Source organism: Marinomonas sp. UCMA 3892 (genome assembly GCF_012726345.1).
In the GTDB taxonomy this organism is placed as follows: Bacteria; Pseudomonadota; Gammaproteobacteria; order Pseudomonadales; family Marinomonadaceae; genus Marinomonas.
The window spans coordinates 126125-146054 of record NZ_PTXN01000001.1 but is presented as its reverse complement, the minus strand read 5'-3'; the positions used below and the strand labels follow the sequence as shown (position 1 = coordinate 146054).

The window sequence follows — 19930 nt, the reverse complement described above, 5'->3', positions numbered from 1 at the left end:
TCTTTGCAAAGCAAAAATCACCGTCACAACAACCCTATCTTGACAAGGCAAGCACAAAGCTTTTTAATGATAGTAATTATCATTTATACTTTTTTATAAGGTTCGGTTTCATGCCGCACAATGCGAGCCACAGTGTGCAACATGACGTAATGCACTCTTTATATGCCAATCATCATAATTGGCTGTACACATGGATTCGAAAACGATTAGACAGCCAATTCGATGCCGCTGATTTGACTCAGGATACTTTCTTGCGCGTTCACGCAAAGCAGAATGCGGCCACCATTAAAGAACCCAAAGCCTATTTAGCCACCATCGCCAAAGGCCTTGTGTGCCATTTCTACAGACGTAGATCCTTAGAGCAGGCGTATCTGGAACTTTTAGCCACACAGCCTGAGCCCTTCGTTATTTCACCTGAACATGAATTCATTATTTTACAAACGTTAGAAGAAGTAGACAGGCTGCTTAATGCCCTTCCCGAACAGGTAAAACAAGTCTTTTTGCTGTCGCAAATAGAAGGCAAAAAATATCAGCAAATAGCCGATGAAATGCAGCTTTCTCTTGCCACCGTGAAGCGATACATGAAACAAGCTTATGTAAAATGCCTCATCTTAATGGGAGACGATGTGTTTGAATAAGCTCTCGAAAAAAAGTCTACACGAAGCCGCGGATTGGCTCATCAGACAACAAGAAAAACCGCTCACAAATAGCGAGCAAGAACAGCTGCAGCAATGGTTACAATCAAGCAAAGACAACCAGTGCGCATGGCAGCGTGCACAACATTTTATCAATAAAGTCGACACACTACCGAAGGAAGTAGCTTACGCGGTACTGAACCGACCAGACGATGCAACACGCCGTTTGCATATTGGCAAACTGGCGCTTCTGTTAGCCTCTGGCCCCTTAATATGGGGAAGTTATAAAGCGGTCGACAGTCAGCAGTGGAGCGCCGATTATCGCACTGCGAAGGGCCAGCAAAAGCAAGTTACGCTACCAGATGGAACCCAAGTTAAGCTGAATACTGCAACGGCATTTGATATTTCGTTTGATCACCAAGCTCGTTTGTTGTCGTTAAGAGAAGGCGAAATCCAAGTTAATACGGCCACCGCCAATGCTCACTTACCGACCCCTTTTGTCGTAACAACACGGGACGCGGTTTTATCGCCTTTAGAGGCCAACTTCACCGTGCGTCAGTATCGTGATTTAACACGCTTGGGCGTGATTGAAGGCCTTGTCAAAGCATCACCTAAACTAGCACAAGCTACGCCAGACCATGCTATTAGCGCCGGTTACCAAATCGAATTATCACGTCAGGCATTTTTGTCTCGTAAAGCACTCGAATCCAATACGACCTCTTGGTTAAACAAAATGCTTGCTGTGCACAAGATGCCATTAAGTCAGTTTGCTCAAGAGGTTTCCCGTTACCATAACGGCTTATTACGGGTTTCTCCTGCGATTGCCAATATGGCTATCTCAGGAGCGTATCCTGTCCAAGATCTCAACATGATTCTCAATATGTTATCGCACACCTATCCGATCCAAATAAACAGTCATCTTGGACATTATTGGGTCACCATAGAATCCGCCTAAAAAACGAAATAATTCTTATTTCAACTGACACTTTTTTTCTTTTCAAGTGGCCTACAGGGTAAACCACTAATAAGCACCATCATTGTAAAGAAGGAGGTGGCTGTGACTACCCGTAAAAAAATTGGTCTAAAAACGCAATTTCAGAAGACTATCGGTACAACATTGACCTGTAGTGGGTTAATCATCGCGGCGAGTCTTAGCCCATTTGTTGTTGCGCAAGATGCCACAAAGCAAACGATCCGCGAGTCATTACGCATTGAAGCTGGTGACCTTGGGAGCGTACTTACTGAATTTTCTGCTCGTCACAATATCGCTCTATCGTTTAATCCAGCCTTAACACAAAACCTGAAAAGCGAGGGCATTTCAGGTAACGGCAGTCCGATAGAACTCATTGAGCAGTTACTCTCTAACAAAGGTTTGGTGGTGATTGCTAATCAAGACGGCACTTACAGCTTAACAAAGAGTCACCAAGGCCTTACAGAGGACAATCAAACTATTAATCTAAATACATTGATTATCCAAACCAGCCGCTCTAATACCAAAAAAGAAGACAGCCCTCAGGTCATCACGGTGATCAATCGGAAGCAAATTGAAGAGCAACTGTCTATTTCAACCGATAGCTCCCAAGCGCTTTCTAATCTTCTCCCGGCCTACTCGCCCAATACACAAAAATTAAATAACAGCAGCCAAACCTTCCGTGGCCGTTCTGTTTTATACATGGTCGACGGCGTACCGCAATCTAACCCTATTCGAGAAGGTAGCCGATCCGCTCATACCATTGACCTTGCTATGGTTGATCGTATTGAAGTCATTCATGGGGCAAGCGCAATTCATGGCTTAGGAGCAACAGGCGGCATTATTAACTTCATCACCAAATCCAATCGTTCAAACGAGGTGAAACAACATGTCGATATACAGCTAACCACACCGACAGATAAGGTTAACAGCGACACGTTAGGTTATAAAATCGGCTATCAAGTAGAAGGGGCAAAAGAGGATTTTGACTACCTTGTAGGCTTAACCCACGAAGTACAAGGCGTTTACCTTGATGCCAATGATGACTATGTCGGGGCGGCAACGGTTCGTGGTGACATCATGGATTCTAAAAGCCACGACGCCTTTGTTAAACTGGGTTACTGGCTAACTGACGACAAAAGACTGGAGCTTGAACTCAACAAGTATCGTTTAAAAAGCCGGATGAACTTTACTGGCGTTGATGGCGACAGAGACAATGGTATCGCAACCAGTTCTATCAAAGGCACCCCACCAAATGGAGTAGCACCTTTCAACGATGTGCAAACCACCAGCCTTTCTTATACGGACAGTGATCTTGATGGCATGGAGCTTAAAGCACAAGTCTTCCACCAGGACTTCGAAGGCCGTTATGGCGCGTCAAACTCAAATAGCTTTCAGGACGTAAGCTTAGCCCCCATCGGTACGCTCTACGACCAAAGCCAAAACCAATCTGAAAAAATCGGGGCCAAATTCAGCTTAACCAAAGATGACCTGTTAGATAGCGATTTAAGTGTCACGGCAGGCTTAGATTTGCTGCAAGACACCACCAGTCAGACGCTAATATTGACCAACCGTACTTATGTCCCAGAAACGGAATACACAAATTACGCACCATTCTTGCAATTTGAATATAAACCCACTGACCGCTTAGTTCTACAAGCAGGTGCCCGTAATGAACATGCAAAATTAGATGTGGACACTTACCAGACAGTGGCAACCAATAAAAACACATCGGTTTCAGTGAATGGCGGCTCTCCAAGCTTTAGTGATACGGTTTACAATGCTGGCGCGGTGTTTAAGATCACCCCTACTGTCAGTGTATTTGCCAACTACTCACAAGGCTTTGGTATGCCTGACGTTGGACGCATACTAAGAGGCGTATCCACCGCGAATCAAGACGTTGACACACTCATTGATCTCTCTCCTATTTTGACGGATAACTATGAAGTCGGCTTGCGTGTAAACCGTCATCCATACGATGTCGAATTAAGCTACTACGAATCAAACTCCGATTTGGGCAGCCGCATTGAAAACCAGAATGGACTCTATGTGGTCAAACGTGAGAAAAAAGAGATTCAAGGTGCCGAAGCTTCGTTAGGTTTTCAACTCAACAAAGAACATAGGCTACAAGCCAGCTACTCTTTCATTCAAGGCAAATCAGACACGGATGGTGATGGACAAGTCGACACCAAATTAACCGGTGCCGATATTCCACCAAATCGCTTAGTGACATCATGGAACGCGCGTTGGGATGAAAGACTGTCTTCCCTAATACAAGTCAGCCATGCGTTCAGCCGAAGCTTTGATGACGAGGATTTAAACTTTGACGGCTATACCCTTGTCGATGCATCTTTCGGTTATAAACTGCCCGTTGGTAAAATGAGTGTCGCAGTGGCTAATCTATTGAACGAAGATTATTTCACTTACTATTCACAAGCAGCTTATGCGGATGATAGCTTCTATTTCAAAGGCCGCGGTCGTACCCTGACATTGGCTTATGGTTTGGATTTTTAACCTCCTAAGAACGAGAACAGCCTCCTCCCCTTATCTTCAAGGGGAGGATTAAGGTAGGGTTGTTCTCTTTTTCTTCAAAGGCAAAGGACAAGAACCGCAATACACTGGCGGCTCAGTAGCTTGGTAGTAAAAACAACAGGTACGTCTAACACGAACAGGGTTTTCCGATAGTGCCGTTAACTGCTTGTCTTGATAAAACACCGTCAGCGGGTTTTCATTTAAGCCAAACAATGCAGTCGTACTTTTATCCAGCAGATACGCATAATCTGCTTCCGCTGTCGCTCTTTTCTCTTCTATCACACTCACTAAAATACGTTGTTCATAGATGCTAAAAACCCGCACTGCGACATTTTCCCAAAGAATACGTCTAGACACTTTTGTTAGGCGGTAAAATTGCTCGACCAATAAGGTTAAATGCCCCGAAAATACCTTGCTCAAGATCTCATGCCGCCATACCGCTCGATCTTCTTTATCCGAACGTTCTAACACTGATACCGATGTATTTTTTAATGGCATCTTGGACTGCCAAATTCTGTTATCTAACGGATATTCAAAGACACTGTTTTCTATTGAAGCATCAAGGCCTTTATTAAACCCAGACATGGCGTATAAGACAGGTGCCAACGTAAGAAACGCCACACGCTTTATCACTAATGACGCCGTGACTTTCAGGTTCGGCGCACCGAGTTCTGGCATGATATTGCGTAATGTTTCCAAGCACAAAGCATCATCCAATAACTTGCTAGAATCGATGGCCAGTGGCTCATCCGCTTGGTAAGCCTTAAGCCCGAATGCGGCCAAAACGTCCCACTCTTCTGGAAGCAATGCTTGCTTAGGAGCTTGTTTAAACATGCTTAGCTGCCTGAGAGTCGACCTTGCGTCCTTTCCCATAAGGAATACACATTGGCGTACCAAACAGTGGATCGGCACTGATATGGCATTCCATATCAAACACAGCTTTCACCATATCATGATCTAAAATCGTCTCTGGTGCGCCTTGGCAAAAAACCGCACCGTCTTTAATAGCAATCATGTTATGGGCGTAACGAGCAGCAAGGTTCAGATCATGCAATACCATTAAGATGGTCGTATTCTGGGTCGCATTCAGCTCAAACAGCAGATCAAGAATCTCTATCTGATGGGTTAAATCCAAATAGGTTGTTGGTTCATCCAATAACAAAATATCGGTATTCTGTGCCAGCGCCATAGCAATCCACGCACGCTGTCTCTGACCACCAGACAAAGCATCAATGGAACGATCTGCAAACTCGGTCATATTGGTGTCGTGTAAAGCTTTACGCACTAATCGTTCGTCGTCTTCGGTCCAGCTTTGTAGCCAATTTTGATGAGGATAACGGCCTTGACGAACCAACAGCTCAACCGTCAAGCCTTCTGGCGCAACAGGGCCTTGGGGAAGAATAGCCAGCTTGCGAGCCACGTCCTTTCCAGACAAGGAATGAATATCTGCACCATTCAGGAGAATCTGACCAGTCGAAGGTTTCAACAATCGGGCAAACGACTTCAACAAGGTAGATTTACCACAACCATTGCCGCCTACCAGCACCGTAATTTGGTTCGACTGAATAGCTAAATCCAAAGACTTAATAATAGTTTTTTTCTCATAACCTAAAGACAGCGCCACACTTTCTAATGGGCTTTGAGCGAATAAATTATCGTCCACTAAAGAATGTTCAGACAAACTCATGATTAAAAAATCCCAATATAGCTAACCGACTCAGAAACGCTGTCGATAGAGTAAATAAATAAAGAATGGCGCGCCAATAGCAGACACAAACACACCAGCGGGAATGTCCAAAGGCTGAAACAACAAACGACCACATAAATCCGCCAGCATGACCAAACAAGCCCCCACCAAGGCTGAGGTAGGCAATAAAAGCGCAAAACTCCGCACAACAAGACGCCTGGCAATGTGTGGTGCGATCAAACCCACAAAGCCCACCGCACCAGCATAAGCAATAGCAGGTGCAGCCATAATCACACTCAAAAACAACAGAATTAAACGCAAGCGCTGCACAGGAATTCCTAGCCCAGTTGCTAACTGATCACCCAATTCTTGGGTATTCACTCGGCGCGCTAAATAAAACGCCAAGGGCCATGAAATCAACAACCACGGCAACAAAGCTTTCACCTCAATCCAACTCGCGCCATACACACTGCCCGTTAGCCAGATATACGCGGTAATGCTGGTAGAAAGCGGACTGGCTGCAATAACAAAGGTCGTCACCGCGCCCATCGCCGAGGAAATACCAATACCAACCAATACCAATCGCATCGGCGTCACGCCACTATTCCAAGCGAGCGCGTAAATTAACAAAGCCGCCAGCAAAGCACCCGCGATGGCAAAAACAGGTAACCAGATAACCCCCATTGCAGTCGCAAAAAAAGACAGAAAACACACCGCGGCGGCAGAGGCTCCGCCAGTAATGCCAATAATGTCTGGTGACGCCAGCGGATTGCGTATCATGGATTGCAGCACCAATCCAGACGAAGCCAGCGCTGCGCCCACCATGGCCGCCATCAGTACACGAGGCATACGCAAAGTTTCCACGACAAACTGCGCAGCCTGACCACCCTTTCCAAGCAGTACCTGAAACAATTGCGGCAAAGCTATGAACTCTTCACCTAAACACAGGGAAAGCAAAATAATCGAAAGAAAAAAAACGAGGAGAGCAAGTATCGACCACAAAGAACGAACAGGTGTCGAAAATGAAAACAAACGGTGACGAATGCTAAAAGACTTACTCACGTTTGCCCCCTTTTCGCGCCAAATAAATAAAGAAAGGCGCGCCTAAAATCGCGGTCGTCACACCAATTGGCACCTCTTCTGGCATGATTACAAAACGACTGATCACATCCGCACACAACAACAAAATAGCGCCCCACAAAGCACTTAACGGAATTAGCCATTTATGATCATAACCCACCACTGAACGCACCATATGCGGCACCATCAAACCGATAAAACCAATGCTACCGCCAAGCGCGACCGAACCACCCGCCAAACCAATAATCAGCAGGCTCAGCACCACTTTAATCAGCACCGTGTTCTGCCCCAATCCTTTAGCTATATCGTCACCGGACAACAAAATATTGATCTGCGGTGCCGCCAGTATCGCCAACACAATACCAGCAACAAAAGCTGGCACTAATGGCATCACCATAGACAAATCACGACCGGATACAGAACCAGCCACCCAAAACAAAACACTGTCTAGACCTTCTTGACCAATAACCAATATGCCTTGAGTAAAAGCCATAAACAGCGCCGAGATCGCAGCACCAGACAGCACAATACGAACCGGAGATAGTCCGTCTTTGCCTAAACTACCGAGTCCATACACTAACGCCCCAGCCACGCTCGCACCCAAAAAAGCCAGCCATAAAAAAGTATTCAAGGAAGTAACTGAAAAGAAGGTCGAGAACAAAACGATGGAGAACACAGCACCTGCGTTGACACCAAAAATAGACGGTGAAGCCAGCGGATTACGCGTTAACGCTTGCATCAAAACACCGGAAACCGCCAACGCTGAGCCTACTAAACAAGCAACAAGAGCGCGGGATAAACGCGTGGTACGGATAATAACGTGATCTATCGATTGAGGATCAAACGCCCAAAACGCCGTCCAAACTGATTTAGCTGAAATGACATATTGTCCATAGGCAATGCTCCCCAACAAGGAGAGCATCAGGCATAAAATAGACAGAGCAAGAAAGCTCCATTTAAAAGTGTGGCTGCTGTGTAAGTGCATAAATGCTCTAGCGATTAGTCTTAGGTTATTGGTAGATTTGGTACAGCTGATCTAAAATTTTATTAGCCCCCAGAATTCCACCAGACAACAACCAAGCTACATTATCTACCTCATACACTTGTTTATTTTTAGGAGCCGTCAGCATTTTCCATAGCGGATGCGCACGCCATACATCGTAGTTTTGTCTAACGGCAGCATCATTAGAGTGTAAAATTACAAAGAACACATCCGCATTCACGCTCGGCAAGGCTTCTTTAGTTTTCAGCTTCACGCCCCAACCATTTTCATTCGGCAAAGGGAATTTAAAACCTATCTCCTTTAGCACTACACCTGGAAAACTTTGATTCAAATATAGGCGTAAATGATCAGCACGAATATTCAGAATCGCTGCGGTTAGTGGCCAGTTCGCTTCTCGCTTTTTAATGACATTATGGAAGTTAGTAATGCGCTGTTGAAAACCGTCCCAAACCTGCTTACCTTTTTCTTGTTTATTCAGAGCCTCGGCGGTTAAATCTAAAGTGGTTTTAAAGTCGTACACATCCTCAGCCATCACAGTGGGAGCAATTTGCGATAACTGACGATAGATCTTTTCATGACGAGACTTGGTGCCAATTATTAAATCTGGCTTTAACGCCACAATTGCCTCAAGATTCGGTTGAGTTTCCAACCCCACATGAGCGACGCCCTTTAAAGCATCTCGTAAATATTCATAAGTTGGCTGTTGCGCCCAAGAATCCACCACACCAACAGGCGTCACACCTAACGCCACCACAGAATCAGTTGCTCCTTGAAACAAGGTCACCACACGTAAGACTTTTTGGGGAACCTCAGAACTCCCCATCGCATGAATAATCGTTTTTTTCTCTGACGCCATCACCTGATTTACAGGCGCTAAAATCAGCAAAAACGCTATCAGCAGAAATGCCCATTTTCTTACTTGGTTTACCTGCATCTTAAGGTGCTTCCTTCCACTGTTCTTTTAAATAAGGCGTTATAATAACAATTATCATCCTCATAATCATTAACCATAGATAAAATGATAGAAGTCACCCATCAAACACAAGTGAGAAAAGTGAGAGCGCGATAAAAAAGATCAGAATAAAATGACGATTGCGAGAAGGGATTGCACAGCGCTTGTGCGATACAGCAATAAATGTCTTACCAAAGCTCAATAATAGCGCAAGCGTCCAACATACGCTTCTTGTTTAACACGTTGTAAGTAGTCTAATGGCGTGACGCTAACTAGCTTTTTAAATTCTCTTAAAAAGTGTGCTTGGTCACTGAAACCAAGATCACAAGCCAGATCGGAAAAGGTAACTCCCTTACTGTGATTAATATCGTAAACGGCAGACTGACAACGAATAATTCGGCTAAATGCTTTTGGCGACATACCCATATCTGCACGGAATTGGCGTTGGATGGTTCTTGTTGTGTAGCCAGTTGTCTCTGCTATATCTTGTATTTGAATGTTCCCTTTATGGATAAAAATCTCATCCATTGCCTGTAAAGTTAATTTCGAAGGCTGTCTAGTTGATTGATTAGAATAGAATTTTTCAAATAACGCGACCTGATCAGCAAATACATTACTACGCACAATAAGCTCGAAGAAGTGACAAAACTTAGGCGCCACCTCTAAAAAGTTTAACTGATGCTCAATAAGCTCATTGGCTGACACGTCCAAAAAGTCGGGAATCACGCCTGGCGCAAACCTCACACCAAAATATCTATGGTTTGGAATAAATTCTGCGTTGCTAGCAGCCAACGTTGTTCCACACACTTTGGCACTTGGGCGAAGTTCATCACAATCAAACAAAATATCCACACAGCCATCAGGAATAGCCAGTACCTGCTCTGTTAAAACATCTGTTTCAAAACTGTAAAAGTGAGAAATACTAGGAATATCAGAGTGATATAGCAAAAAATCCTGTGCCGCACCCAATACAAACCAAGGCTGTTTGGAGTGAATTCCTGAAACTCGATCGTACACAGAATCTTTCAACATGATCCGCACCTGTTTACCAAAATGATCAAAACGATCTTTTAGTTTTGCAAAGCAGATGCCAATTCCGGGGCGCAAAATATCTATTTCATCATGTCGCAAAAATTCAATACGGAAAAAATCTAAGCTTCTAGGATCAAATTCATCCGCTGCTTGAAAAGCTCTGCATCAGCGCAACCACAACGTGAGCCAAGCACGGAAATACACGATTTCTCTCCAAATTTTTTAAGGTGATGTTATGTCTACAACTTCTGAAAACACGAATATCGATTTTATCTATCTCTCTGAACAAGACATGATTAAAGCAGGTGTTATGGATATGCCCCAGTGCGTAGACACCATGGACGAGATGTTTACTCTGTTGTACAAAGGTGACTACCGAATGGCTGGGCCAAACAGCGATTCCCACGGCGCCATGATCACTTTCCCTGACGAATCACCGTTTCCAACTATGCCAAAACCGACCGCAGACCGCCGCTTAATGGCGATGCCTGCTTACCTTGGTGGAGACTTCCAAACATCTGGTGTGAAATGGTATGGATCGAACATTGCGAACCGCGAAAAAGGCTTACCACGTTCAATCCTGATGTTCATCTTAAGTGATACAGACACTGGCGCACCATTGGCCTACATGTCAGCTAACCTACTTTCAGCGTACCGTACCGGTGCAGTTCCAGGCGTTGGTGCTCGCTACCTTGCTCGCAAAAATTCTAAAGTCATCGGTCTACTTGGGCCAGGAGTGATGGGTAAAACAGCGGTTGCAGCATTTATGGCAGTTTGCCCTGAAATCGATACGATTAAAGTGAAAGGCCGCGGACAAAAAAGTCTTGATGTCTTTATTGAATGGGTCAATGAGACCTTCCCACAAATCAACAATGTTCAGATTGTCGACACCTTAGAAGAAGTCGTTCGTGGTTCAGACATAGTGACCTACTGCAACTCTGGCGTAACCGGTGACCCGTCTACTTACCCAATTGTAAAACGCGAATGGGTAAAACCAGGAACCTTCCTTGTTATGCCAGCTTATTGCAGCCTAGACGATGGCATGGAACAAGACGATGTTCGTAAAGTACTCGATAACACTGGCCTTTACCAAGCATGGTACGAAGAAGTACCAAAGCCAGCTCACAACTACATTCCTCTACCAGGCGTGCGCTTCATGGACATGATCGCGGAAGGCAAAATCACGTTAGATGATCTAGAAGACATCGGAAAAATCACCGCGGGTGAAGCTCCTGGCCGCAAAAATGATGACGAAATCATCATTATGTCAGTCGGTGGCATGCCAGTAGAAGACGTCGCTTGGGCCACCAAGGTGTATCGCAACGCAATCGCACAAAACATTGGCGTGAAGTTAAACCTTTGGGAAACACCAGTTTTGCGATAACCACACCTCCTTTCATTCCAAATATTAGATTTTAAGAAGACAGCCATGACCAAGATAGTAAAAGTAAAAACAGGTTCAAAACTAGAAGAAATAAGCAGCTACTCGCGCTTAGTAAGCGTCGATAATTGGATATTTGTATCCAACACGGCTGGCCGAAACCCTGAAACAAAAGAAATTCCAGACGATGTACTAGAACAAACTCACCAAGTATTCAGCAACGTTGAAGCAGCGCTTAAAGCGGTTGGTTCAAGCCTCGCAGATGTAGTCATGTCACGAGTGTTTATCCAAAAACCAGCAGACACAGAAGCCGTCATGACGTTAATTGGTGAAAAGTTCCGTGGCATCGACCCTGCCACTACGGTGACCTGTCCACCACTTGGTTCAACTATCTACAAAATGGAGTTGGAAGTAACTGCTTTCCGTGGTGCCTCCAATGCAGAAGTTGAAATCATTAATACCGCCAAATAACGGCATATTGCGCCTAATTTAGGATACGAGCCATGACAAAAACACTTGATGCAGTGCATACAACCGACCAGTTACCGGAGTCCACAACCGTGGTTATTATCGGCGGTGGCGTAATTGGTGTAACGGCCGCATTAACGTTAGCTGAGCGTAATATTCCCGTGGTCTTGATTGAAAAAGGCCATATTGCTGGAGAGCAATCGTCACGCAACTTAGGCTGGATACGCAAAACCAGCCGTCATTTTGAAGACGTTCCTTTGGCATTAGCGGCGGATAAGCTTTGGGCGGAAATGCCAGAACGTATTGGCCAATCTGTTGGTTACAAGCAGTCTGGCATTATGTTCTTAGCAAAAACAGAAGAACAAATGGCCATGCATGAAGGCTGGTTAAAATCCGTCGATTCCCTTTCACTGGACTCAAAAATGCTCAGCTCGCAGGAAATAGATCAGCATGTTCCTGGTGGACAAGGCAAGTGGGAAGGTGGCATTTACACACCTTCCGACGGTCGTGCCGAGCCCTCCATTGCTGTTCCCGCGATGGCGAAAGCCGCTATTGAAAAAGGCGCCATCCTAGTACAAAACTGTGCTGTTCGAACCCTTTCAACCACCGCAGGTAAGATCAGTGGCGTGGTCACAGAAAAGGGAGAAATACGCTGCTCACAAGTCTTGCTGGCTGGCGGTGCATGGTCTCGTCGCTTTTTAGGCAATCACGGTATTTCTTTACCGACACTGCCTTTGGTTTGCTCCGTACTAAGAACCAAACCAATGGATGGCCCAACCGATATTTCCGTCGGTGGGCCAGATTTTTCCTTTAGAAAACATAAAGATGGCGGCTTCATTATCACCCAACGAGGTGCTTTGGATGCCCACATCACTCTAGATCATTTGCTTATTGGCTGGCGCTACCTTAGCCAACTTCGCGCCCAACGTAGCTTTTTACGCACCTCGTTTGGACGCGAGTTTTTCAAAGATCTTGGACTAGCGCGGCGTTGGACGGCAAACAGCCGTTCACCGTTTGAGAAGATCCGCACCATGGACCCTGCTGCTAATCCAGACCTGAATCACGAAGCCCTCACCAACCTACGCAACGCTTGGCCAATCTTTAACCAAGCACAAATAGAAGAGGCTTGGGCTGGCGTGATTGATGTAACACCCGATTCAAACCCTGTTATTGACCATATCGAAGATATCCCCGGATTGACGATAGCGACTGGCTTTTCAGGGCATGGATTTGGCACTGGGCCAGCGGCAGGGCAACTGGCAGCTGACCTTGTGTCTGGAGTGGAACCCCTCATAGATCCCAAGCCATACCGGTTTACACGACTATGAAATTATAAAAGAGCTGAAATCGTAATAACGTTTTACTCAAACGAGGAACAAAGCCATGAGCGATATCACAAATGTAGGAACAATAATGACAGCTGACAAATCAGCGACAAAAATTCAAAAATTAGGCTTGCCAACTATGATGGCTATTTGTATTGGCTTAGTTATTGTGCAAGGTTCTATGATTTCAGCATTGCAAGGTATCGGGATCGGCGGCATGGGTTTTATCTTTGCCATGATAACCGCCTTAATATTGGCGCAATTCAATGCCATGAGCTTTGCTGAGTTGTCACTAATGTTCCCAGAAAAAGGAACACTGGCAACCTATACGCAAAAGGCAATAGGACACTTTCCAGCCATTGTGTCAGTATTTGCAGGCTACGTCGTCGTTGCAGTTTTAGCGATACCAGTCGAAATGTTTCTGGTCGATGCCATGCTGAGTCAGCTACTACCTGGCCTTCTACCAGAAAAAGTCGGTCCATTGCTTATCTTGTTGCTTTTCACTGCAACCAACCTAATAGGTACAGACGTATTTGCGCGCATACAAAACGTTCTTGCGTTTATCTTGGTTAGTGCCCTTATTCTTACGGGTGTTGTTGCTATTTCTGGCACCAGCGAGCCTCATCCTGTTCTTGCGGGAGCGACCGTAGACTGGGGATTTGCTGGTGTATTAGATGGCAGCTTTATCGGTTTAGTGGGTTTAGCCTTGTGGACCATGGTTGGGGTAGAATTCATTTGCCCTATGATTAAAGAGGTAAAAAATCCTCATCAAAATATTCCGCGTTCTATGCACTTATCATTGTTTATGATTTTCTTCATATTTACTGCTTTTGTGTATGGAGCAAGCCTGTATCTCAACGTGGATGAGCTTGTCGGCTCGCCTCTGCCTTTCTTGGACTACGCCAATGCCGTATTTGGTAAAAGTGGATTGATCATTGCAACTGCCATGGGCTTAGCTGCAACATGTTGCACCATGAACACGGTACTTGCTGCTGTTCCTAGAATGTTGCAAGGCATGGCTGAACAAGGCCAAGCTTTCCCACAACTCAAAGCGAAAAACCGCTTTGATGCACCTTGGGTTGGCATCCTAATGATCACTGGCTTAACAACCATTCCATACTTTAGTTTGGGTATTGACTCACTTATAACGCTTGTTATTGCGGCGACCACCAGCTGGCTTTTGGCTTACATCGTCGCCCATATCAATGTCATCGTACTGCGTAAGCGTATGCCTGATCACCCTCGCCCATACCGCACACCTTTCTACCCATTACCACAAATTTTAGGTATTGCGGCCATGCTATATGTTGCCTTGAACAACTCACCGTCACCAGAAATGACCGAAATGGTGTATAGCATCACCGGTGGTATATTGCTGGTATTGTGTGTGATTGGCGCGATATGGGTGAAGTTTTTCATGAAACGTGGCTTATTTGAGCCTGACTCAAAATAAATAAATCACCATTTTGATCAACCAACGCCGCCCTAAACGGCGTTGTTTTTTACAGTTGGTATTTTTTTGCTGAATAAACTATTCATTCTCACCGCTCCTAGTAAGGACTGTCTATGTGGTTAAACAAAAAGCGCTTCCAAGCCTTAGAAAATGAATTAACTCAAGTAACCGCTGAAAAACAGGCTCTTGAAACAGATATGTCTGAACTGACCGCGACCATTGAATCACTCAGAAACATATCAGAAGCACCAGCTACTCAGCTCGATAACCGTTTTTTCCTGCCACAAAGAAATATCAACCAAGAATCCTTTGCTGCCATAAATCAGGTGTTAGAACTATTATTCGAGCCCATGAGTGCAGCAGAAGGCAGCAATGCAGAGATTGAGAAAAACAAAGCGGACATTAACCAACTCTCAACGTCACTCAATGAGATTGCTGGCCAAACGCAACTCAGCCTAGAAGATGTTAATGGACTCAAAGATATTGCCAATGAAATCAAAGGCTTTACCAACACCATCCAAAGCATCTCTGAACAAACTAACTTATTAGCACTTAACGCCGCTATCGAAGCCGCAAGGGCGGGAGAGCATGGCCGAGGCTTTGCCGTGGTAGCCGATGAAGTCAGAACCTTGGCCACCAAAGCCAAAGATTCCAGCGAACAGATTTCCGCCTTGGTAAATCGTATCGATAACCGTACGATCAAAGTTAGCCAGCAGATCGAAAAGCTACATGAAAATACATTACGCGTTAGCCAAACCTGTGAAAACCTCAATCACTCGTTCAATAAAACCGCCGAAAGCACACAAAGCCTCATGGAAGCGAGCTATAAATCCATGGCATATTCTCACGTTTCAGCATCATTGCTGGAACTGAACAACTGGCAGACAAGCTGCCTGATCAATGTCATAAAAGGTAAGAACACCATGATAAACGTGCGCGAAACGGCCGCTGCAGATTGGTACTTCAATGGCACAGATAACGAATTCGATTTTAGACATACGTCCAGCTTCATCAACATGGCTGGCGAGTTCGAGCAATTGGATGCATTGGCACAGACCATGATGCAAACCAGTCCCAGTGACATTGAGAAATTAGCCCAACTACAAATAGAGATGGAAAAACATATCAATGGGATACATCAGCGACTAAAAGAATCGCAAACCTATTTATTCTCTCACTTATAAGCAAAGGGCATTGCGCCCTTTGCTTTTTTCACCTGTATTTAAAACACCACATCGTCTGGCACAGTGACAAAAATCGAGTGCCTAACTTCATTAAATAACGCTTTGCTGCAATGGCCTTCGCCTTGTGTATCTTCAAGCAAGACCACATCCCCTGCACCGAATTGACGAGTTTCACCTGAAGACACCTTAAACTCACAACGCCCCTTGATGATGAAGAGAAACTGACGCTGTGGCGCTGGATGCCATTTAAAATCGTAATCACTTGGGGTTTCACGGAAAATCATCTCACCCGCTGGAAAACGCTCAGACAAAAAACCAATGGCACCGCCATCTCGAACATCCAGATTTATCTCGCCAAAATGGCTTTTACCCTGATCGTCGTTAAAAATGCGCGTGAATTTCATCAAGTATTCCTCTATTTATCGTAAATCATTAGCCTCCATGCAATTCAATTGGCTTGCGTATTGTCTCGTTCCTCGACACGTCAGCGCCAATTAAACGCATGGAAGCTTTTCGTCGTGTATGCATCGAATGCAAAACTACTCACTTAACCCAGAATTACGCCAGAGCGATTCTTCAACCGCTTACTCACTGAACCCAGAATCACGCCAGAGCGATTCTTCGAGCCTGCTCGGGGAGCGAGGCGTGATTCTGGTTGAAGAACAAAAGGAGCGAGGCGTCATGTGCCATTTTCAATCATCTCATGCCTCTTCAACCGTCAGATCACGCCTCGTTCCTCGTCTCATCTGACCTACGAGTTTGCTTCGGTTTATTCAATTCTTAAACGTCTACTCACTGAACCCAGAATCACGCCAGAGCGATTCTTCGAGCCTGCTCGGGGAGCGAGGCGTGATACTGGGTAAAGCACAGAAGGAGCGAGGCGTGATTCTGGATAAAGTACAGAAGGAGCGAGGCGTTATGCAGAGTAGCCACAAAAAACGTTAGGCCAAATTCTGTAATGTGTGGTTCAACACCGCCAAGGTCACCGCCACATCTGGCGTATCAATGGCTTCCGCTGGATGATGACTAATGCCTTTATCGCAACGCATAAACAGCATTGCCACAGGGCAAATATCCGCAATCGCCATGGCATCATGACCCGCTCCTGAGAACAAGGTATGAACAGCCATACTTTGCGCTTCAATGGCGTTGCGCAGTTTACTTTGCAGTTTTTCGTCGCAATGAACCGCATTGGCTGCATGAGTGGCTTTGCGTTCAATACGGACATTCCGGCGAGCCGCAATGGCGTCTAATTGCTGCAAAATTTCATCCAGAGCCACATCGCGTTTGTCATCAAATTCGCTACGAATATCAAGAGAAAATCCCGTGTTACCCGAAATCACGTTCACACCATTAGGGCGATTCTGAATACGGCCTACTGTAGCCACAATGCCATGCTGCTGTGCGACTTTCTCTATTGCCAAAATCATTTCACTGCTGGCACAAAGAGCATCCTGTCGCAGATTCATTGGAACCGTGCCTGCGTGTCCCGCCATACCAGTAACATTAAACTCGAAGCGTTTCGCTCCTGCGATGGCGCTCACGACACCGACGGGCAAATCCAAACTTTCTAATACTGGCCCTTGTTCAATATGCAACTCAAGGTAACCAAGCAAGTTGTCCGTCGATATGGTCGCATTGGGAATGTTCGCAAAGTCCGAACCAAAGTCTTTAAGGGCTTGAGACAAACTAATGCCATCACTGTCCGTTAAATCCGCCCAACTCTCAGGCCATTGACCCGTCAAGGCACGACTTCCCAACAAAGTAGAACTAAAACGCGTGCCTTCCTCATCCCCGAATCCCACCACATCAAGATGAAATGGCAAACGGATTCCCGCTTTTTGCATAGCACCGATCAAGGTCACCGGCGTGATAACACCCAGCATGCCATCGTATTGACCGCCGTTTGGCACGGTATCCAAATGACTGCCCATGATAAAGCGAGGCGCTTGTGGATCAGCGGCTTCCCAGCGTCCCCAAAGGTTACCGGCGGCGTCCTGCCAAGTGTGCATACCTGCTTCTTGCATCCAGCCGCCCACCAGTCCATTGGCTTGTTTGTGTTCCTTGGTGAGATAGCGACGATCTAGGCAATCGTCGCTTTGACTGATTTTGCCAAGTTCGTCACAGCGGTCCATGACCAGCTGAGCGAGATTGTTGCAATCAATCATTATTTATCTCCATTGTAGACAGCCATTGCTGCGTCTACCGCTGCACCAGCAGGTAACGCAAAACCAGCGCGACGAAGTACGGTTTCCAGTGACTGCAAAGTATGCAATACCGCATCTTGGCGAGCGTTGTAGCCCATGGTGCCAATACGCCACACCTTGCCTTTTAATGGACCAAAGCTGGTGCCGATTTCGATATTAAAGATGTTCAGTAAATCATGGCGAACTTGCTCACCATTTACTTGCTCTGGAATATTAACGCCAACCACGTTGCTCATCTTGTGTTTAAGATTTCCGAACGGCTGCAAGCCCATCGCAATCACACCTTGTAACATAGCGTTACCAGCCAATTGATGGCGTTTAATCACCGCATCCTGACCTTCGGTAAGCAACTGGATCGCACACTCACGGGAGCCAAACAACATGGTGGCGGCTTCCGTATGGTGATTCAGACGCTCTTCTCCCCAGTAATCCATAATCATAGGTAGATCAAAATAGTTAGAGCGAATACGCATGCCAGATGACCCTTGATGATGAGCATCACGAATCCCTGCTTCCACATGGGCACGCTTGCGCACGCAAGACACAAAACGATCACTCAAAGTAATCGGCGCACTACCTGATGGGCCACCCAAACATTTTTGCAAACCAACAGACACCGCATCGATTTTCCATGCGTCTACTTCCAACGGGTTGCCACCAATTGACGCCGTGGCATCGGTGTAGAACAACACATCGTGAGCGCGACAAATATCACCTAACTCTTCCAAAGGTTGGAACATGGTGGTTGAAGTGTCGCCCTGAACAATCGCCAATAATTTAGGCTGCACTTTCTTAATGGCGTCTTCGATTTGCTGAGGATCAAACACTTCCCCCCAAGGCACTTCGATGGTGTGAACTTCCGCATCGGCGCGTTCAGCAATTTCAGCCAACAAGTGACCGAAACGACCAAAAATAGGAATCAATACTTTGTCGCCCGGTTCCAAACAAGACACCAAAGCGGCTTCGATACCCGCACGAGACGTGCCATCGATCAAAAAAGTTTGCTGGTTCTGAGTATTAAAAACACGGCGATACAATTCCATGACTTCATTCATGTAGCTGGTCATGCTTGGGTCGTATTGCCCCACTAACTGAGTCGACATCGCTGACAACACGCGTGGATAGCAGTTAATTGGACCTGGGCCCATAAGAAGTCTTGGCGGCAATGAAAGTGGCTGCATAATAATCTCCTAACCTAAAACCTGATAAAGCATCTTGATGCCAGTGAATATCAACACAACAGCGAAGACTTTCTTCAACTTAGAAGCATCTAAACGATGAGCTAATCCCGCGCCAACAGGTGCAAACAAAACCGTCAATGGAATGATGCAAATAACGCCAATTAAGTTAACTAAGCCCACTGTGCCATAAGGTGCATCAACAGGACTTTGACCAAAAATCAGCATGGTTAATGCGGCTGGTAATGAAATGATCAAGCCAACCGCTGCGGCCGTACCGACTGCGCGATGGGCTGGGTAGTTACAAAACGTCAGAGTCGGCACCGTCAGCGTACCGCCACCAATGCCCACCATAGAGCTGAAAAAGCCAATGCAAGTGGCCATAACACTTTGGCCAGCATTACCAGGCAAGGATTTGAACACGCTGTCTTTTTTACCCAGCAACATATTTAGCGCAGATAAAGTAGCAATAACGCCAAACAGCAAGGACAACCATTGACCATCCACACGCGTTACGACAAAACTCCCCACCATTACACCAGCGAAGATGAAAAAGCCCCAACGCTTCAGCAAATCGAAATCCACATTACCTTTGGCCTTATGGGAGCGGATCGAACTGATTGAAGTAGGAATAATGGTTGCCAATGAGGTCGCTGTGGCAACTAACATGGCAGAATCCGCACTAACGCCCATACCTTGGTACAAGAAATACAACACAGGCACGATAACAATACCGCCGCCAACGCCTAACAAACCGGCTAAGATTCCACCTACTACACCAGTTGCCATCATGGCGAGAATCATGGAATAGTTTTCCATTATGAATGACATGTTTCTGTTTGC

Annotated in this window: 19 protein-coding genes; 9 read left to right on the top strand and 10 right to left on the bottom strand. The window is 45.7% G+C overall.

Annotated elements, in window-relative coordinates; all coding sequences use genetic code 11:
* Nucleotides 1–110 precede the first annotated feature (110 nt).
* The 3 genes from B6N13_RS00755 (at nt 111) to B6N13_RS00745 (ending at nt 4119) form a co-directional block, all read left to right on the top strand.
* Nucleotides 111–638, top strand: coding sequence for a sigma-70 family RNA polymerase sigma factor (locus tag B6N13_RS00755; RefSeq protein ID WP_169458159.1), 528 nt, complete (start codon nt 111–113; stop codon nt 636–638).
* Nucleotides 631–1590 (top strand): FecR domain-containing protein, encoded by a 960-nt coding sequence (locus B6N13_RS00750; RefSeq protein WP_169458158.1) that lies wholly within the window; start codon nt 631–633, stop codon nt 1588–1590. The genes B6N13_RS00755 and B6N13_RS00750 overlap by 8 nt, the downstream gene beginning before the upstream one ends.
* A 102-nt stretch (nt 1591–1692) precedes the next feature.
* On the top strand, nt 1693–4119 hold the full coding sequence (locus B6N13_RS00745; RefSeq protein ID WP_348981510.1) for a TonB-dependent receptor: 2427 nt from the start codon (nt 1693–1695) through the stop codon (nt 4117–4119).
* A 48-nt stretch (nt 4120–4167) separates the two neighbouring features.
* Here B6N13_RS00745 and B6N13_RS00740 read toward each other — a convergent pair whose 3' ends face one another.
* The 6 genes from B6N13_RS00740 to B6N13_RS00715 all read right to left on the bottom strand — a co-directional run bounded on the left by B6N13_RS00740 (nt 4168) and on the right by B6N13_RS00715 (nt 9891).
* Nucleotides 4168–4971, bottom strand: coding sequence for an IucA/IucC family C-terminal-domain containing protein (locus B6N13_RS00740; RefSeq protein ID WP_169458157.1), 804 nt, complete (start codon nt 4969–4971; stop codon nt 4168–4170).
* Nucleotides 4964–5824, bottom strand: coding sequence for an ABC transporter ATP-binding protein (locus tag B6N13_RS00735; protein ID WP_011978298.1), 861 nt, complete (start codon nt 5822–5824; stop codon nt 4964–4966). The genes B6N13_RS00740 and B6N13_RS00735 overlap by 8 nt, the downstream gene beginning before the upstream one ends.
* A 30-nt stretch (nt 5825–5854) precedes the next feature.
* Nucleotides 5855–6886 (bottom strand): iron ABC transporter permease, encoded by a 1032-nt coding sequence (locus tag B6N13_RS00730; RefSeq protein ID WP_169458156.1) that lies wholly within the window; start codon nt 6884–6886, stop codon nt 5855–5857.
* Complete coding sequence (locus B6N13_RS00725; RefSeq protein ID WP_169458155.1) at nt 6879–7889, bottom strand: iron ABC transporter permease; 1011 nt, start codon at nt 7887–7889, stop codon at nt 6879–6881. Before B6N13_RS00725 ends, B6N13_RS00730 begins: the two co-directional genes overlap by 8 nt.
* A 25-nt stretch (nt 7890–7914) precedes the next feature.
* Entirely contained in the window at nt 7915–8841 is a 927-nt protein-coding gene (locus B6N13_RS00720) for an iron-siderophore ABC transporter substrate-binding protein (RefSeq protein ID WP_169458154.1), read from the bottom strand.
* Between the two features lie 216 nt (nt 8842–9057).
* Nucleotides 9058–9891, bottom strand: a complete 834-nt coding sequence (locus B6N13_RS00715) for a helix-turn-helix domain-containing protein (protein ID WP_169458153.1) — start codon at nt 9889–9891, stop codon at nt 9058–9060.
* A gap of 235 nt (nt 9892–10126) precedes the next feature.
* Here B6N13_RS00715 and B6N13_RS00710 point away from each other — a divergent pair, with 235 nt between their 5' ends.
* From B6N13_RS00710 to B6N13_RS23245, 5 genes are all read left to right on the top strand, one after another.
* Complete coding sequence (locus tag B6N13_RS00710) at nt 10127–11275, top strand: tyramine oxidase subunit B (protein WP_169458152.1); 1149 nt, start codon at nt 10127–10129, stop codon at nt 11273–11275.
* A gap of 45 nt (nt 11276–11320) precedes the next feature.
* Nucleotides 11321–11743 (top strand): RidA family protein, encoded by a 423-nt coding sequence (locus tag B6N13_RS00705; RefSeq protein ID WP_169458151.1) that lies wholly within the window; start codon nt 11321–11323, stop codon nt 11741–11743.
* A gap of 32 nt (nt 11744–11775) precedes the next feature.
* Entirely contained in the window at nt 11776–13068 is a 1293-nt protein-coding gene (locus B6N13_RS00700; RefSeq protein ID WP_169458150.1) for an FAD-binding oxidoreductase, read from the top strand.
* 55 nt (nt 13069–13123) lie between these two features.
* Nucleotides 13124–14518 carry an APC family permease gene (locus tag B6N13_RS00695; RefSeq protein ID WP_011978290.1) on the top strand — a complete coding sequence of 465 codons (1395 nt, stop codon included), beginning with the start codon at nt 13124–13126 and terminating at the stop codon, nt 14516–14518.
* A gap of 113 nt (nt 14519–14631) precedes the next feature.
* Nucleotides 14632–15702: a methyl-accepting chemotaxis protein gene (locus B6N13_RS23245; RefSeq protein ID WP_169458149.1), complete on the top strand. Its 1071-nt coding sequence runs from the start codon at nt 14632–14634 to the stop codon at nt 15700–15702.
* Between the two features lie 38 nt (nt 15703–15740).
* On the opposite strand, the gene B6N13_RS00685 is transcribed toward B6N13_RS23245, so the two are convergent.
* Nucleotides 15741–16106 (bottom strand): cupin domain-containing protein, encoded by a 366-nt coding sequence (locus tag B6N13_RS00685; protein ID WP_169458148.1) that lies wholly within the window; start codon nt 16104–16106, stop codon nt 15741–15743.
* Nucleotides 16107–16224: 118 nt separating this feature from the next.
* Between B6N13_RS00685 and B6N13_RS00680 the strand changes: the two genes are divergently transcribed.
* The gene (locus B6N13_RS00680; RefSeq protein WP_157035925.1) at nt 16225–16452 is read left to right on the top strand and encodes a hypothetical protein; all 228 of its coding nucleotides are present in this window, start codon (nt 16225–16227) and stop codon (nt 16450–16452) included.
* A 191-nt stretch (nt 16453–16643) separates the two neighbouring features.
* Here the strand turns inward: B6N13_RS00680 and B6N13_RS00675 are convergent, their stop codons facing one another.
* The 3 genes from B6N13_RS00675 to B6N13_RS00665 are packed head-to-tail and all read right to left on the bottom strand — an operon-like array spanning nt 16644 to nt 19918.
* Nucleotides 16644–17870 carry an allantoate amidohydrolase gene (locus B6N13_RS00675; RefSeq protein ID WP_169458147.1) on the bottom strand — a complete coding sequence of 409 codons (1227 nt, stop codon included), beginning with the start codon at nt 17868–17870 and terminating at the stop codon, nt 16644–16646.
* A complete protein-coding gene (locus B6N13_RS00670) occupies nt 17870–19090 on the bottom strand; it encodes an alanine--glyoxylate aminotransferase family protein (RefSeq protein WP_169458146.1) in 1221 nt (406 codons plus the stop codon). Before B6N13_RS00670 ends, B6N13_RS00675 begins: the two co-directional genes overlap by 1 nt.
* Nucleotides 19091–19099: 9 nt before the next feature.
* Nucleotides 19100–19918, bottom strand: coding sequence for a sulfite exporter TauE/SafE family protein (locus B6N13_RS00665; protein ID WP_011978285.1), 819 nt, complete (start codon nt 19916–19918; stop codon nt 19100–19102).
* Nucleotides 19919–19930 lie beyond the last annotated feature (12 nt).